This window comes from Amycolatopsis rubida (genome assembly GCF_900115345.1).
Lineage (GTDB): Bacteria > Actinomycetota > Actinomycetes > Mycobacteriales > Pseudonocardiaceae > Amycolatopsis > Amycolatopsis rubida.
The window spans coordinates 842,366-855,897 of record NZ_FOWC01000001.1 but is presented as its reverse complement, the minus strand read 5'-3'; the positions used below and the strand labels follow the sequence as shown (position 1 = coordinate 855,897).

General features: G+C 68.7%; 13 protein-coding genes. 11 read left to right on the top strand and 2 right to left on the bottom strand.

The window, feature by feature from the left end:
- Positions 1-83 precede the first annotated feature (83 nt).
- From BM362_RS04240 to BM362_RS04225, 3 genes are all read left to right on the top strand, one after another.
- A complete protein-coding gene (locus BM362_RS04240) occupies positions 84-1,115 on the top strand; it encodes a trans-sulfuration enzyme family protein (protein ID WP_093572251.1) in 1,032 nt (343 codons plus the stop codon).
- 236 nt (positions 1,116-1,351) lie between these two features.
- A complete protein-coding gene (locus BM362_RS47270) occupies positions 1,352-2,080 on the top strand; it encodes a hypothetical protein (protein WP_167545200.1) in 729 nt (242 codons plus the stop codon).
- Positions 2,080-2,676 carry a class F sortase gene (locus BM362_RS04225; protein WP_093572248.1) on the top strand — a complete coding sequence of 199 codons (597 nt, stop codon included), beginning with the start codon at positions 2,080-2,082 and terminating at the stop codon, positions 2,674-2,676. Before BM362_RS47270 ends, BM362_RS04225 begins: the two co-directional genes overlap by 1 nt.
- Before the next feature lies 1 nt (position 2,677).
- Here BM362_RS04225 and BM362_RS04220 read toward each other — a convergent pair whose 3' ends face one another.
- Complete coding sequence (locus BM362_RS04220; protein ID WP_067578417.1) at positions 2,678-3,415, bottom strand: FadR/GntR family transcriptional regulator; 738 nt, start codon at positions 3,413-3,415, stop codon at positions 2,678-2,680.
- A gap of 76 nt (positions 3,416-3,491) precedes the next feature.
- Here BM362_RS04220 and BM362_RS04215 point away from each other — a divergent pair, with 76 nt between their 5' ends.
- From BM362_RS04215 to BM362_RS04180, 8 genes are read left to right on the top strand one after another with little or no spacing between them, the layout of a single operon-like run.
- The gene (locus BM362_RS04215; RefSeq protein ID WP_093572247.1) at positions 3,492-4,982 is read left to right on the top strand and encodes an ABC transporter substrate-binding protein; all 1,491 of its coding nucleotides are present in this window, start codon (positions 3,492-3,494) and stop codon (positions 4,980-4,982) included.
- Positions 4,979-5,923 (top strand): ABC transporter permease, encoded by a 945-nt coding sequence (locus BM362_RS04210; RefSeq protein ID WP_067578420.1) that lies wholly within the window; start codon positions 4,979-4,981, stop codon positions 5,921-5,923. Before BM362_RS04215 ends, BM362_RS04210 begins: the two co-directional genes overlap by 4 nt.
- On the top strand, positions 5,923-6,738 hold the full coding sequence (locus BM362_RS04205) for an ABC transporter permease (RefSeq protein WP_167545199.1): 816 nt from the start codon (positions 5,923-5,925) through the stop codon (positions 6,736-6,738). The genes BM362_RS04210 and BM362_RS04205 overlap by 1 nt, the downstream gene beginning before the upstream one ends.
- Complete coding sequence (locus tag BM362_RS04200; RefSeq protein ID WP_067578425.1) at positions 6,735-7,469, top strand: ATP-binding cassette domain-containing protein; 735 nt, start codon at positions 6,735-6,737, stop codon at positions 7,467-7,469. The genes BM362_RS04205 and BM362_RS04200 overlap by 4 nt, the downstream gene beginning before the upstream one ends.
- A complete protein-coding gene (locus tag BM362_RS04195; RefSeq protein ID WP_093572245.1) occupies positions 7,466-8,233 on the top strand; it encodes an ATP-binding cassette domain-containing protein in 768 nt (255 codons plus the stop codon). The genes BM362_RS04200 and BM362_RS04195 overlap by 4 nt, the downstream gene beginning before the upstream one ends.
- Complete coding sequence (locus tag BM362_RS04190; protein ID WP_067578429.1) at positions 8,226-9,650, top strand: aldehyde dehydrogenase family protein; 1,425 nt, start codon at positions 8,226-8,228, stop codon at positions 9,648-9,650. Before BM362_RS04195 ends, BM362_RS04190 begins: the two co-directional genes overlap by 8 nt.
- The gene (locus BM362_RS04185; RefSeq protein WP_093572244.1) at positions 9,647-10,405 is read left to right on the top strand and encodes an SDR family NAD(P)-dependent oxidoreductase; all 759 of its coding nucleotides are present in this window, start codon (positions 9,647-9,649) and stop codon (positions 10,403-10,405) included. Before BM362_RS04190 ends, BM362_RS04185 begins: the two co-directional genes overlap by 4 nt.
- A 15-nt stretch (positions 10,406-10,420) precedes the next feature.
- On the top strand, positions 10,421-11,806 hold the full coding sequence (locus tag BM362_RS04180; RefSeq protein WP_067578433.1) for an amidase: 1,386 nt from the start codon (positions 10,421-10,423) through the stop codon (positions 11,804-11,806).
- On the opposite strand, the gene BM362_RS04175 is transcribed toward BM362_RS04180, so the two are convergent.
- The gene (locus BM362_RS04175; RefSeq protein ID WP_067578435.1) at positions 11,799-13,481 is read right to left on the bottom strand and encodes a toll/interleukin-1 receptor domain-containing protein; all 1,683 of its coding nucleotides are present in this window, start codon (positions 13,479-13,481) and stop codon (positions 11,799-11,801) included. The genes BM362_RS04180 and BM362_RS04175 overlap by 8 nt on opposite strands.
- Positions 13,482-13,532: the final 51 nt, after the last annotated feature.

Below are 13,532 nucleotides of genomic sequence, written 5' to 3'. Positions count from 1 at the left end.
TGTCGTCCACTTTGTGGAACGGCTGACCACCTGGTGATATTCGTCGCCTGCCGTTCCGACAGCCGCGAAGTTACCGTGTCCGCATGGACGACTGGACTCCGCGGACCCGCGCGATCGCGGCGGGCCGGCCGCACGGCCCTGGCGAGCCGCTGAACACGCCGATCGTGGCCACGAGCACTTTCGAGGCCGGCGGCGACGCGGTGTATTCCCGCTCAGACGGCACGGCTACCTGGGCTGCTTTCGAGGAAGTCGTCGGGTCGCTTGAGGGCGGCACTGCGGTCTCCTTCGCGTCTGGCGTCGCGACGTTGTCCGCGGTGCTGGATTCGTTGCCGGTCGGGTCGACGGTTGCGGTTCCCTCGTTCAGTTACGCAGTCACGCGCGGAGCGTTGAAGCACGCGCAGCAACTCGGCCGCCTCACGGTCACCGAATTGGAGCCGACGGACACGCGGGCTTGGCTCGATTGCGACGCCGATCTGTTGTGGCTCGAATCGCCGACTAACCCGACGCTCGACGTGATGGAGATCGAGACAATCGCGCGCGGCACGAAGGGACGCGTCGTCGTCGACAACACCTTCGCGACTTCGCTGCATCAGCAACCGCTGTCGCTCGGCGCGGACATTGTCGTGCACAGCGCGACGAAGCTCATTGGCGGACACAGCGACCTTCTGCTCGGCGTCGCGGTCGCAGTCGATCAGGACATTGTGGACGAACTTCGCGCGGCGCGGACTCGGGTCGGCGCGACGCCGGGTGCGCTCGAAGCGTGGCTCGCGTTGCGTGGTTTGCGGACGCTTCCGGTGCGGCTCGCCGAGCAAACTCGTACCGCGGAACTGCTGGTGTCCCGGTTGGCGGAACACCCGGCGGTAACAAAGGTCCGCTATCCCGGTTTCGGGATGATGGCGGCGTTCGAGGTCGCCGGCGCCGACGCTGCGGACAAGGTGTGCGCGAACGTCCGGTTGATCCGGCCCGCGACGAGCCTCGGCGGGGTGGAAAGCCTGGTGGAACGACGTGCGTGGCTGCCCGGCGAGGAGCGCGTGCCGCCAGGGCTCATCCGGTTTTCCATCGGTTTGGAAGACCCGGAAGACCTGTGGCGGGATTTGCTGACCGCGCTCGGCTGATTTCCGCCATTCTTTAACGGGGCTGTGCGGGTTGCCCGGAAACTGTTACGGTATGGGCACGACGGGTCGGATTACCGGCAATCGGGAGAAATCATCGCCGTCGGGAAGGCATTCGTTACCGCTTTCTCTGGTGTCGTTAATCACCAGCTAAAGGGTTACCCCTATGGGCTGAATCTTGGGCAGGATCAGCGGGCGCGGTGGGGGTCATCGCGCTTTTCCTCAGAGGGGTAATCATCTTGAAGAAGACTCTGGGCAGACTCGCGGGCGCTGTGCTCGCGGGCGCCCTGATCAGTCTTGCCGTCGTGCCCGCCGCGAACGCGGAGGAGACCTCGCCGGAAACCTCCGCCTCGGCTCCGGCCACCACGGGCGAGACGGCTCCCGCCTCGGAGGCCCCGGCCAGCGAGACCGGCCAGCCGACCGAGACCAGTCAGCCGACCGAGACCGGTGCGCCGACGGAGACCGGCAAGCCGACCGAAACCGGTAAGCCGACGGAGACGGGCAAGCCCACCGAGACCGGCAAGCCGACCGACACCAGCAAGCCGACCACGCCGACCTCCTCGACCTCGGAGACCTCCACTCCGGAGGAGCCGCCGTACGTCGACGACACCGGCTACGGCGTCGACCTCGACGAGAACCTCGGCGTCGTCGTGATCGCGTGCGCGGCGGGCGAGCCGACCGGCCTGCACTCCAACGACTTCGACCTCGTCGAGGGCCCGCACCAGGACGAGACCGATGGTCGCTACTGGGCGTGGCTGGTCAAGCGCCACGACGGCGTCTCCTTCGAGAGCGGCAGTGTGCGCGCGGTCTGGACCTGCGGCGGCAAGCCGACCGACGGCGGCAAGCTTCCCCCGGCGGGCGGCGCGGGCGCTGGTTCGGCCGGCACCACCGGCGGCCACGGCGGCTCGCAGGTGAAGTACGCGCCGAAGCACGGCATCGAGACCGGCTTCGGGGGCATGGCCGCCTGATGACCAGGAAGTACGGGCAGGGCGTCGCTCTCGCGGGCGCTCTGCTCCTCTCCCTCTCGCTGAGCGCGTGCGGTTCGGACGCCCCGGCGGCACCCGCCGCGCAGGCTCCGGCCAGTGCGGCGGTCCCGGTGACCAAGCCGTTCACCGGGCTGCGGCCGACGTCGGTCGAGATCCCGAAGATCGGCGCGAAATCGTCGCTGATCACCGTCCTGCCGAACAAGGACGGGCAGATTTCGGTGCCGTCGGTGAAGAACCCGATGCAGGCCGCGTGGTACCGGCTTTCGCCGGTGCCGGGCGACGTGGGCCCGGCGATCGTGCTCGGGCACGTCGACGGCAACCACAAGCCGGGCATCTTCTTCAAGCTCAAGGACGTGAACCCGGGCGACGAGGTCGACATCGAACGCAGCGACGGCAAGAAGCTGAAGTTCGTCGTGGACCACAAGGACCAGGTCCCCAAGGACACGTTCCCGACGCAGGCCGTCTTCGGCAACACGGACAAGCCGCAGCTGCGCCTCATCACCTGCGGCGGCGTGTTCGACCACGCCGAGCACAGTTACCAGGACAACATCGTGGTGTACGCGAACCTGGTCTCCTGACTCAGGTCAGCAACGGGGTGAGCAGCGTTCGCTGTTCCTTCGGCACGTACTCCGCATAGTTGTCGTACAGCGCTTGACGCGCCAGCCGCGCCGCCGACTCCCCGTCGGCGGCGCGGATCGCGTTCAGCACCTCTTCGTGGTGCCGCAGCCAGGAATGCATCAGCGCGGCGCGGTCATTGGCATGGCTGAGTTTGTCCTCGATCAATTCCAGCACCACGCCGCGGACCACTTCGCCGCTCACCACCAGGAGCGGATTTCGGGACACTCGGGCAATGACGTCATGGAATGCGACGTCCGCGCGGCTGAATTCGGCGTATCCGTCCGCCGCTGCCATTCCTTCCAACGCGACGTCGAGCGCGGTCACATCCTCGGCGGTGCGCAGTTCCGCGGCCAGCAGGTGCGACGAACCGTCGAGCACCATCCGGAATTGCAGCAGGTCCGCCAGCCCGACGTGGTCCGCCCGGGCCAGCCGGTGCATCGACCGGTGCAGCGCGCCCGGGGAAGCGGCCAGCACCTCGGGTCCGCGCGGATCGCCCGGCCGCGACCGGATCAGCTCGGCGGCCTGGAGCACCCGCAGCGCCTCGCGCACCGTCGAGCGGCCGACGCCGAACTGCGTCATCAGCTCCCGTTCGCCGGGCAGCCGCTCGCCGGGTTTGAGGCGGCCGCTGACCACAGCCTCCTCGATCTGCTCGACGATCCGCTCGTAGGCGCGGACCGGAGCCACCGGTTCGAACTTCATCTTGACCTCGGTGTCTGCCGGATGCGAGTCTGCCTAGGGTTTACTGGTCAGACCAGTGTACTGAGCAGGAGGCGGAATGAAAGCCCGGAGCCTGGCCGCGGCGCTGGCGCTGCTGCTCGTGACGGCCGGCTGCTCGGCAGGCTCCAGCGCGAGCGTTTCCCCAGGTCCGGACACGCTTTCCGTGGGATACACGGCGGAGCCGGCCAACTTCGACTTCACCCGTTCCGACGGCGCGGCCATCCCGCAGGCGCTGCTCTACAACGTCTACGAGGGCTTGGTGAAGCTCGATCCGCAGGGCCGGATCGTGCCGCTGCTCGCGAAGTCCTGGACGATCAGCCCGGACCGCAAGACCTATGACTTCCAGTTGCGGCAGGCCGTCAAGTTCAGCAATGGAGCGCCGTTCACCGCCTCCGACGTCCAGTTCTCGCTGATGCGAGTGAAAACCGACTGGACGATCTCGCTCAAGTCGGCGATGGACGTCGTGGACCACGTCGAGGTCGTCGCGCCGGATCACGCTCGCGTCGTGCTGTCGAAACCCAGCAACGGCTGGCTGTTCAGCCTCACCAGCAGGCTCGGCGCGATGTTCAGCCCGACCGGCGTCGCGGATCTGGCGAACCATCCGGTCGGCACCGGACCGTACGAGGTGGCCTCGCGCCGCCGCGGCGATTCCATTGTCTTACGGGAGAATCCGCGGTACTGGGGACGGAAACCGGCGTATCGCACGGTCGTGCTCAAGTACTTCGCCGATCCGACCGCGCTCAACAACGCCTTGCTGTCCAACGGAATCGACGTGATCTCCAACCTCACGTCGGCCGATTCGATCCCGCAGTTCCAGGGCGACGACCGGTTCACCGTGCTGCAGGGCACCACGAACAGCGAGGTCACGCTGGCGTTCAACGGCCGCCGCGCACCGTTGAACGACGTGCGCGTCCGCCGCGCGCTCACCTACGCCGTCGATCGAAAAGCCGTGCTGGACCTGGTCTTCAACGGACGCGGCACGCTCATCGGCAGTATGGTCCCGCCCACTGACCCGTGGTACGAGGACCTGTCGAAGGTCTATTCCTACGACCCGGCGAAGGCGAAGCAACTGCTCGCCGAGGCGGGCGTGCATGATCTCAAGCTGCGGCTGCGGATTCCGAACCTGCCGTACGCGGTGTCGGCGGCGCAGGTGGTGCAGTCGCAGCTGGCGGACGTCGGGGTCACCACGACGATCGAGCCGCTCGACTTCCCGGCAGTGTGGCTCAAGCAGGTCTTCACCGATCACGACTACGACCTGTCGATTATCCAGCACGTCGAAGCCCGCGACATCTCGACGTTCGGAAAACCCAAGTACTACTGGGGTTACGACAGCAAACGGGTGCAGCAGCTGCTCGCCGCGGCGGACAGCGGCACCTCGCAGGAGCAGGTGCGCGACATGAAGGCGGTCGCGCGGCAGCTGAACACCGATGCGGCCGCGGACTGGCTGTTCCTGTTCCCGAACGTCGTGGTCGCCAAGAAGAAGGTGACCGGGCTCGCGCGCAACCAAGTAAGCGAGTCCTTCGATCTGACCGGGGTGAGGCCGGCATGACCGCGCGTGTGCTGCGGCGGGTGGCCGTGTTCGCGGTGAGCCTGTTCGTGGCGTCCATTGTGGTGTTCCTGTTCATGGCCGTGCTGCCGGGCGATCCCGCGCAGGTCGCGCTCGGCGTGAATGCGACGCCGGAGCTGCTCGCGAAGACCCGCGCCGAGTTCGGCATCGACCGGCCGCTGGTCGAGCAGTACCTGAGCTGGATGGGCGGGGTCGCCCGCGGCGACTTCGGCCGGTCGTACGTCACGCGCGAGGCGATCAGCCCGCAGCTGGTGGACCGGCTCGGCGTCACGTTGTGGCTGGTCGGCGCGGGGATGATCGTCGCGCTGGTGATCGCCTTGCCCGCTGGCGCGTTCGCCGCGGTGCGGCACCGGAAGGCCAGCGGCGTCGCGGTTTCCGGGCTGTCGCAGGTCGGCGTGGCGATTCCGGCGTTCCTCGCGGGCATCATCCTGGTGCAGATTTTCGCCGTTCAGCTGCGCTGGCTGCCGAGCGGGGGATGGACGCCGCCAGACCAGGACGCGGGTGAGTTCCTGCGCGGGCTGATCCTTCCGGCGTTGTCGCTCGGCCTCGTACAGGGCGCGGTGCTCACGCGCTACGTCCGCTCGGCGGTGCTCGACACGCTCGGCCAAGACTACCTCCGCACTGCCCGCTCCAAGGGACTCTTGCCTGGTCAGGCACTGTTCCGGCACGGGTTGCGCAACGCGTCCGTCCCGGTGGTCACCGTGCTCGGCCTGCAGTTGACGACGCTGCTGATCGGCGCGGTCGTCGTGGAGCGAGTGTTCGTGCTGCCCGGGCTCGGCAGCATGCTGCTGGACGCGGTCGCGCAGCGCGATTTGCTGACTGTGCAAGGGATCGTGCTGGTGCTGGTGGCCGGGGTGCTGTTGGTGAACTTCGTGGTCGACGTGCTGTATTCGGTGCTCGACCCGAGACTGCGGGGGTCCTGATGCGCCGCAACGGAAATCTCCTGCTCGGCGGGATACTGGTCGCGCTCGTCGTGGTGGCCGCGCTGGTGTCGTTCGTCTGGACGCCGTACAACCCGGTGCAGGTCAACGCGGCGGACCGGCTGCTGGGCTTTTCGGCCGGGCACCTGTTCGGCACGGACAAATTCGGTCGCGACGTCTTCAGCCAGATCCTCGTCGGCGCGCGAACGACGCTGTACGTCGGCGTGGTCGCGGTTGGCATCGCGGCGGTGATCGGCACGCCGCTGGGCGTGCTGGCGGCGATGTCCCCGCGCTGGCTCGGCGAGTTCGTGATGCGGGTGAACGACCTGGTGCTCGCGTTTCCCGCGCTGCTGCTGGCGATCATGTTCGGCGCGGTGTTCGGCGCGGACACGCTCACCGCGATGGTGGCCATCGGCATCGCGACCATCCCGTCGTTCGCCCGGATCGCCCGGTCGGGCTCGTTGCAGGTCATGGCCAGCGAATACGTGCTGGCCGCGCGGGCAGGCGGCCGGTCACGGACGCGGATCGCCTGGTCGCACGTGCTGCCGAACATCGGCGGGCTGCTGATCGTGCAGGCCTCGGTGTCGTTCGCGATCGCGGTGCTGGCCGAAGCGGCGTTGTCGTTCCTCGGCTTCGGCACGCGGCCGCCGACACCGTCATGGGGCCGGATGCTGCAGGAATCGCAGGAGCTGCTCACCGCGCATCCGCGGCTGGCGCTCGTGCCCGGCGTCGCGATCGCGGTGGCGGTGCTCGGATTCAACCTTCTCGGCGACGGTCTGCGCGACCGTCTCGACCCCCGATTGGCGGCGCGGGTATGACGCTGACGGTGGAAAACTTGCAGGTCGCGGACCTGGTGCGGGGGGTTTCGTTCGAGCTGGGCGCGGGCGAGCGGGTCGGGCTGATCGGCGAATCCGGGTCCGGGAAATCGCTCACCGCGCTGTCCGTGCTGGGCCTGCTGCCGGAAGGACTGTCGGCCACCGGCTCGGTGCGGCTGGACGATCGGGAGCTGCTCGGTGCGTCCGAAAAGGAGCTGTCCCGGTTGCGCGGCAACGGAATGGCGATGGTGTTCCAGGAGCCGATGACGGCGCTGAACCCGGCGATGCGGATCGGGCGGCAGGTTACCGAGCCGTTCCGGGTGCACCGCCGCCGCGGGCGTCCGGCGGGGGAACTGCTGGCCGCGGTCGGATTGCCGGACGTCGCGCGGGCATATCCGCATCAGCTGTCCGGCGGACAGCGGCAGCGGGTGGTGCTGGCGATCGCGCTGGCCAACGACCCGGCGCTGCTGATCTGCGACGAACCGACCACCGCGCTGGACGTCACCGTGCAGGCGCAGATTCTGTCGCTGATCAAGGAGCGGCTGTCGGCGGAGAGTTCGCTGCTGTTCATCACGCACGATCTGGCGGTGGTGGCGCAGATGTGCGACCGGGTGCTGGTGATGCTCGACGGGTCCATTGTGGAGCACGGCTCGACGCGTGAGGTGCTGACCGCGCCGAAGCACGCCTACACGCAGCGATTGCTGGCAGCCTCCGATCTGGAGGGCGCGCGATGATCTCCGTACAGGATCTGGAACGGCGGTACACCCGGCGGGACGTGCACGCGTTGCGCGGGGTGAGTTTCGATGTTTCCGCTGGTGAGCGGTTCGGGATCGTCGGCGAATCCGGGTCAGGGAAGTCCACGCTGGTGCGGCTGCTGGCCGCGTTGGATCGGCCGACCGCGGGCACGGTGTCGTTCCAGGGGAAGCGGATCGACTCGCTGCCCGAACGGAAACTGCGGTTCCTGCGAAGCGAAATGCAGATCGTTTTCCAGGATCCGATGGGCTCGCTCGACCCGCGGATGCGCGTGCGGGACATCGTGTCCGAACCGCTCGGCCGCCGGTCGCCGGAGCGCGTGGCCGAGCTGCTGGCCGCCGTCGGACTGCCCGAGGACGCGGCGATGCGATACCCGCACCAGTTCTCCGGCGGGCAACGGCAGCGGATCTCGATCGCCCGCGCGCTCGCGCCGAACCCGAGCGTGCTGATCGCGGACGAACCGGTGAGCGCGCTGGACGTTTCGGTGCGCGCGCAGATCCTGGACCTGCTGGCCCGGCTGGTCGAAGAGTTCTCGCTGACGTTGATTTTCGTCTCGCACGACCTCGGCGTGGTGCGGCACGTGTGCGATCGCGTCGCGGTGATGCGGCGCGGGGAGATCGTGGAAATCGGTGCGGTCGACCAGGTTTACGCCGCGCCGGCGCACGAGTACACCCGGGAACTGCTGGCCGCCGCGCCGAATCTGCGGACCGAGCTGGCCCGGTTGAAGGGAGAAGCGGATGCCTGACTACCCGGACGGCCTGCCGATTGGTCCCGGCTGGATGTCCACAGTGGATATCGCGGACGTCGTGTTTCCCTATGACGGCAGCGTGATCGGCACCGCGCCGGTCGGCACTGCCGCGCTGGCTTCACGTGCTGTCGACGAGGCGGTCGCAGCCGCTCGCGAAGTCGCTTCGCTGCCTTCGCGGACCCGCCGGACGTTGCTGAACGACGTGGCTTCGGCCGTGCGCGAGCGTCGGGCGGAGTTTGCGCAGCTGCTCGTGCTGGAGACCGGAAAACCGCTGGTCGACTGCCAGGTGGAGGTCGCGCGGACGATCGTCACCTGGGAGGCCGCGGCTGAGGAAGTGTCGCGGCTGCACGGCGAAACCGTGCCGCTCGACCTGCTGCCTTCCGGGGACGGACTGGTCGGGTTCTGGAAGCGCAAGCCGATCGGGGTGGTCGTCGGCATCGCCGGGTTCAACTACCCGCTGCTGCTGGCCTCGCACAAGATCGCCCCCGCTATTGCCGCTGGCTGTCCGGTGGTGGTGAAGCCGGCACCGCAAACCCCGCTGGCGACGCTGTGGCTGGTGCATCTGGTCCGCTCCCGCACTGACCTGCCCGCGATGGTCCAGCTGGTCACCGGAGACGCTTCGGTCGGATCGGCGCTGGTCACGGATCGGCGGATCGGCGCGGTGTCCTTCACCGGCTCTGCCGCCGTCGGCCACCAGATCGCCCGCGCCGCCGCGCCGACGAAGACCCTGCTGGAGCTGGGCTCGAACGCCGCGCTGGTGGTCGCCGAGGACGCCGACCTCGACGCAGCCGCGGACGCCGTGCTGCGCGGCGGGTTCTATGCGTCCGGGCAGGCTTGTATTTCCGTACAACGGGTGCTGGCGGTGTCTTCCGTGGCCGCGGAGTTCACCGACAAGGTGCTTGCCCGGCTTGGCGAAGTGACCGTTGGTGACCCGCGCTCCCCTGACACGAGGGTGTCCGCGCTGATCGACTCACGCGCTACTTTCCGGGTCGAGGAATGGATCGACAAAGCCGTCGCCGCGGGTGCTCGACTGCTGGCCGGTGGTGGGACTCGTGACGGGGTGCTGGAGCCGACGGTGCTCGCCGATGTTCCGGACGGCGTCGAATGCTGGGACGAGGAGATCTTCGGACCGGTCGTCTGTCTGCGCACAGTGTCCGATGTGGACGAAGCATTCGCCGCGGTCAACGCGTCGCGGTACGGCTTGCACGCGAGCGTGTACAGCCGCTCGTTGAAGACCGCGTTCCGTGCGCTGGACGAGCTGGAGGTCGGCGGGGTAGTGGTGAACGAGGTGCCGGGTTTCCGGTCCGACACGATGCCGTACGGCGGGGTCAAGGACTCCGGGATCGGGCGCGAGGGGCCGCGATTCGCCGTCGAAGAGCTGACCGTGACCAGGATGGCGGTGCTGCGCCCGTGAACTACGCCGGACTGTTCCGAATGGACGGCCGCCGGGCCGTCGTGCTCGGCGCGGGCAGCGGAATCGGCCGCGAAGCCGCCCGAGCCTTGGTCGCGCACGGCGCGTCGGTGATCTGCGCGGACCGCGACGTCGCCGCTGCTCGGGAGACTGGGGCCGGCGAGCCGTACGAGATCGACCTGCTCGCCCCCGGCGCCATCGCGGCCGCCGCTACCGAACTGGGCCCGCTGGACGCCGTGGTGCTCACCGCAGCCACGAACGTCCGGAAACGCCTGCTGGACTACACGCGCGAAGAGTTCGACCGCGTGGTGGAGCTGAACCTAGGCGTCGCCTTCGAGGTGCTACGCGCGTTTGGCGCACCCATGGTCGAGCAAGGCCGGGGAAGCATCATCGGCTTCTCCTCGATCCGCGGCACCACCGTCGAACCCGGCCAAGGCCCGTACGCAGCAACGAAGGGCGGCTTAGTGCAGCTCTTCCGCACAGCCGCCGCTGAATTCGGACCATCCGGTGTACGCGTCAACGCCATCGCCCCTGGCGTTGTCGAGACGCCCTTGACCGCGCAGATCAAAGCGCGTGCCGACTGGTACGACGCCTACGCCCAGAAGGGTGCCCTCGGCCGCTGGGCGCGCGCGGACGAACTGGCCGGCGCCGTCGTGTACCTCGCTTCGGACGCTTCGACCTTCGTCACCGGCTCCGTCCTGGCCGTTGATGGCGGCTGGACCGCAGTCGACGGCCGCTTTGACCCACCCGCTTCGTGAATCGGAGGTTCCGCGATGACCGAATTGGCCGACCTGACCGCTAACGAGCTGGTAGCCGGGTACCGCGCGCAGACGTTCTCGCCCGTCGAAGTCACCGAAGCCGTCCTCGCCCGCATCGATGCCCGCGAACCCGAACTGCGTGCTCTGTACGCGTACAACGCCGCTTCAGCCCGCGAAGCAGCGAAAGCGTCCGAAGCACGCTGGCACGCCGGTGAGCCTTCCGGTCCCATCGATGGTGTCCCTCTGACGCTGAAGGAAAACATCGCCTCCGTCGGCGTCCCCACGCCCCTGGGCACCGCCGCAACCTCTCTAACGCCCGCTGCGGCCGACGCCCCCGCCGCGGCGCGCGTACGCGAGTCAGGCGCAGTGCTGCTGGCGAAGACGACCATGCCCGACTACGGCATGCTCACCTCGGGTCTTTCGAGCTTCCACGCCGCTTCGCGCAACCCGTGGGACGTCACACGCACCCCCGGCGGCTCCAGCGCCGGTGCCGCCTCCGCAGCCGCCGCGGGCTACGGCCCCCTGCACGTAGGCACCGACATCGGCGGCTCCATCCGCCTCCCCGCCGGTTGGTGCGGCTTGGTCGGCCTGAAACCCAGCTTCGGCCGCGTCCCGGTCGATCCGCCCTTCCTCGGCCGCGTCGCCGGACCCCTGACCAGGACCGTCGCCGACACCGCCCTGCTGATGAGCGTCCTGGCCCAACCCGACGCGCGGGACCACCTCAGCCTGCCGCCCGCTTCCATCGACTGGCTTTCCCTGGCTGGTTCCCTGTCCGGCCTACGCGTCGGCCTGCACCTCGACCCCGGTGTCGGCCTCCCCGTCACCCCGTCTGTCGCCGACGCGGTCACCGCTGCCGCCGATTTGTTCGCCTCCGCCGGTGCGATCGTGGAACCCATCGCGTCGTTCCTGACCCGCGAACACCTGAACGGCTTGGACACCTTCTGGCGAGTCCGCGCCTGGTCGGACATGGCTGCACTGTCGGAAGAGCAGCGTGCGCGAGTCCTGCCGTACATCGCGGAATGGGCCGCTGGGGGAGCGGATGCGTCCGGTGTGGACACCTACCGCGGTTTCGCTGCCATCGACGCGATCAGCGTGGCAGCGCTGGGCGCGACGGAACCGTACGACGTTGTGCTGTCACCGACCTGCCCCGTCCTGCCGCCGCCCGCCGACTGGCCGTCCCCGACGAACGACCCGGCGCGGCCGTTCGAGCACATCGCGTTCACCGTGCCGTACAACATGTCCGGCCAGCCCGCGGTGTCGGTGAACTGCGGCTATACGCCGGAGGGGTTGCCGATCGGGTTGCAGATCGCAGGGCGCCGGTTCGCGGATCTGGAGGTGCTCCAGGTCGCGGCGGCCTACGAGGAGCTGCGCGGGCAGCAGCGTCCTTGGCCGGTCAGCTGAGCGGGTTTCCGCTCAGCACGGCCAGTTCGTCGGCGATCTCGCCGACTTCGGCTTGCAGCTCGGCGAGTTCCGAACGGCACTGAGCTTGCAACGACCAGGCAAGTTCGTGGTCACGCCTGCCGATTCCCGGCGGCCGAACGTCGTGATGGTCATCGAGCCGGGTGTGCCAATAGGTCAGGAAAGCCGGGAGAATCTCGTTCTGAAGACGGGGGAGCAGAGTCTGCAAACCCGGTCGAACTGAAGTGGAAGGGCGGAGCGCGTCCTGGTTGATCCCGCCGGCGATCTGCCGGAGGCTGCCGACCAGTGCGTGGAGCGAGCTGAGTGCGTTGCGCAGCAGACCTTCGTCGTCCGGCAGTTTGCGCAACGCGACGCGGCTGTTCAACTCGTTGAGGATCTGATGCGCGGCCCGCCGTTCCGCTTCGTCGATCTCCGAGCGCGGGCGAGAGAGGACAATGTGCCGTGGCCGGGCGTGGTTTTTGAGGAGCGCGATGGTCGCCTGCCGCACCTGCTCGGCTCGCGCCGGCCGAGGGTCCCGGCCTCTCAGCACGATCTGGAAGGCGGGCGGCAGCGTGAACTCGCCGAGCCCGCCGACGACGACTCCCGCGGCGAGCAACGCGGTGAACTCAGCGTCGAGGTCGGTGCTGATGCGCGCTTCCGTCAGAATCTCCGCGACTGCGTCCCGCGTCAGCGACGCGGGAGCGGCAGCGGCGAGCACTCGGGCGAGGTGCCACCCGCCTTCCACTGCCGGAAGGAGCCGTTCGGCCAACGGATCGAGCAACGGGGACTGGCGGTGCAGGCGATCGAGCACCGTCTCGGCGCTCTCGAAGAACTGTTCGGAGAGGCGTCGCGCCAGCCCGGTGCTGCCCTCCGCGGCGGACCGGAGTTCGGCAGCCAGATCCAGTTCGTCCTCGCGCAGATCGGTCAGCTCGACGGCAGTGCCCAGTTTCGCCAGCCGCGGGTCCCGGGTGAGCAGCAAGACCGAGACACCGGCGGGAAGCGGCTCCGGCGGAGCGCTGACGTCGTCGAGCACCACCAGATCGCCAGCGGTGGCCGCGGCCGAGTACCCGGCGAAAACCGCGTGATAAGCCTGGCCGAACTGCCGGACGTAGGCCTGGGCCAGGGTGGTCTTGCCGATGTCGACCAAGCCGTGCACCACGGCCGTCCCACCGCCGCGCAGGATCGAGTGGACCTCCCAGAGTTCCTTCCACCGGCCGGCGAACTTCGCCGGCGCGGACCAGCCGAGCGCCGTGCTCGCCCGTCCGATCGGGCGCGCAGCGGCCGAGACCCGCTGCCGCACCGCGTCGACGAGGGCGGTCAGCGCCGCTTTGGTCGCGGGATGCCCCGGCAGCAGGACGTCGAGCAGTTCCCGAGGCGCCAGGTGCCCGGTGCCCGTTTCGGGGTTCACCACCAGTACCTGCTCGGGGTCGGCCAGGTAGGCGGTGGTGAACTCTTCCTGGCAGGCGCGCCGCGATCCGTAGCTCCGGCTGTAGTAGGCGAGCAGGATCCGGGACCTGGCGAGGGCATCGCTCAGCCGCCCCGGGATGGGATCGAACGGGCGGATTTCCTCGGTGTCCAGGAACACCCGAAGCCCCACGCTCTCCAGCGCGGCCGCGATCCGCCGCACCGCCGCCGCGTCCGTGCGGTCGTAGCTGACGAACACATCCCAGTCCAGCACTCGGCCCTCCCCTCCGAGGCGGCTGCCGCCGCTGCCGCCGACACCTAGAAT

Bases quoted from the DNA above. Each gene is read 5' to 3' on its own strand.
- BM362_RS04210 (WP_067578420.1), top strand. From the start codon at position 4,979: ATGACCGCGCGTGTGCTGCGGCGGGTGGCCGTGTTCGCGGTGAGCCTG.
- BM362_RS04190 (WP_067578429.1), top strand. From the start codon at position 8,226: ATGCCTGACTACCCGGACGGCCTGCCGATTGGTCCCGGCTGGATGTCC.
- BM362_RS04180 (WP_067578433.1), top strand. From the start codon at position 10,421: ATGACCGAATTGGCCGACCTGACCGCTAACGAGCTGGTAGCCGGGTAC.
- BM362_RS04195 (WP_093572245.1), top strand. From the start codon at position 7,466: ATGATCTCCGTACAGGATCTGGAACGGCGGTACACCCGGCGGGACGTG.
- BM362_RS04200 (WP_067578425.1), top strand. From the start codon at position 6,735: ATGACGCTGACGGTGGAAAACTTGCAGGTCGCGGACCTGGTGCGGGGG.
- BM362_RS04240 (WP_093572251.1), top strand. From the start codon at position 84: ATGGACGACTGGACTCCGCGGACCCGCGCGATCGCGGCGGGCCGGCCG.
- BM362_RS04215 (WP_093572247.1), top strand. From the start codon at position 3,492: ATGAAAGCCCGGAGCCTGGCCGCGGCGCTGGCGCTGCTGCTCGTGACG.
- BM362_RS04220 (WP_067578417.1), bottom strand. From the start codon at position 3,415: ATGAAGTTCGAACCGGTGGCTCCGGTCCGCGCCTACGAGCGGATCGTC.
- BM362_RS04205 (WP_167545199.1), top strand. From the start codon at position 5,923: ATGCGCCGCAACGGAAATCTCCTGCTCGGCGGGATACTGGTCGCGCTC.
- BM362_RS04225 (WP_093572248.1), top strand. From the start codon at position 2,080: ATGACCAGGAAGTACGGGCAGGGCGTCGCTCTCGCGGGCGCTCTGCTC.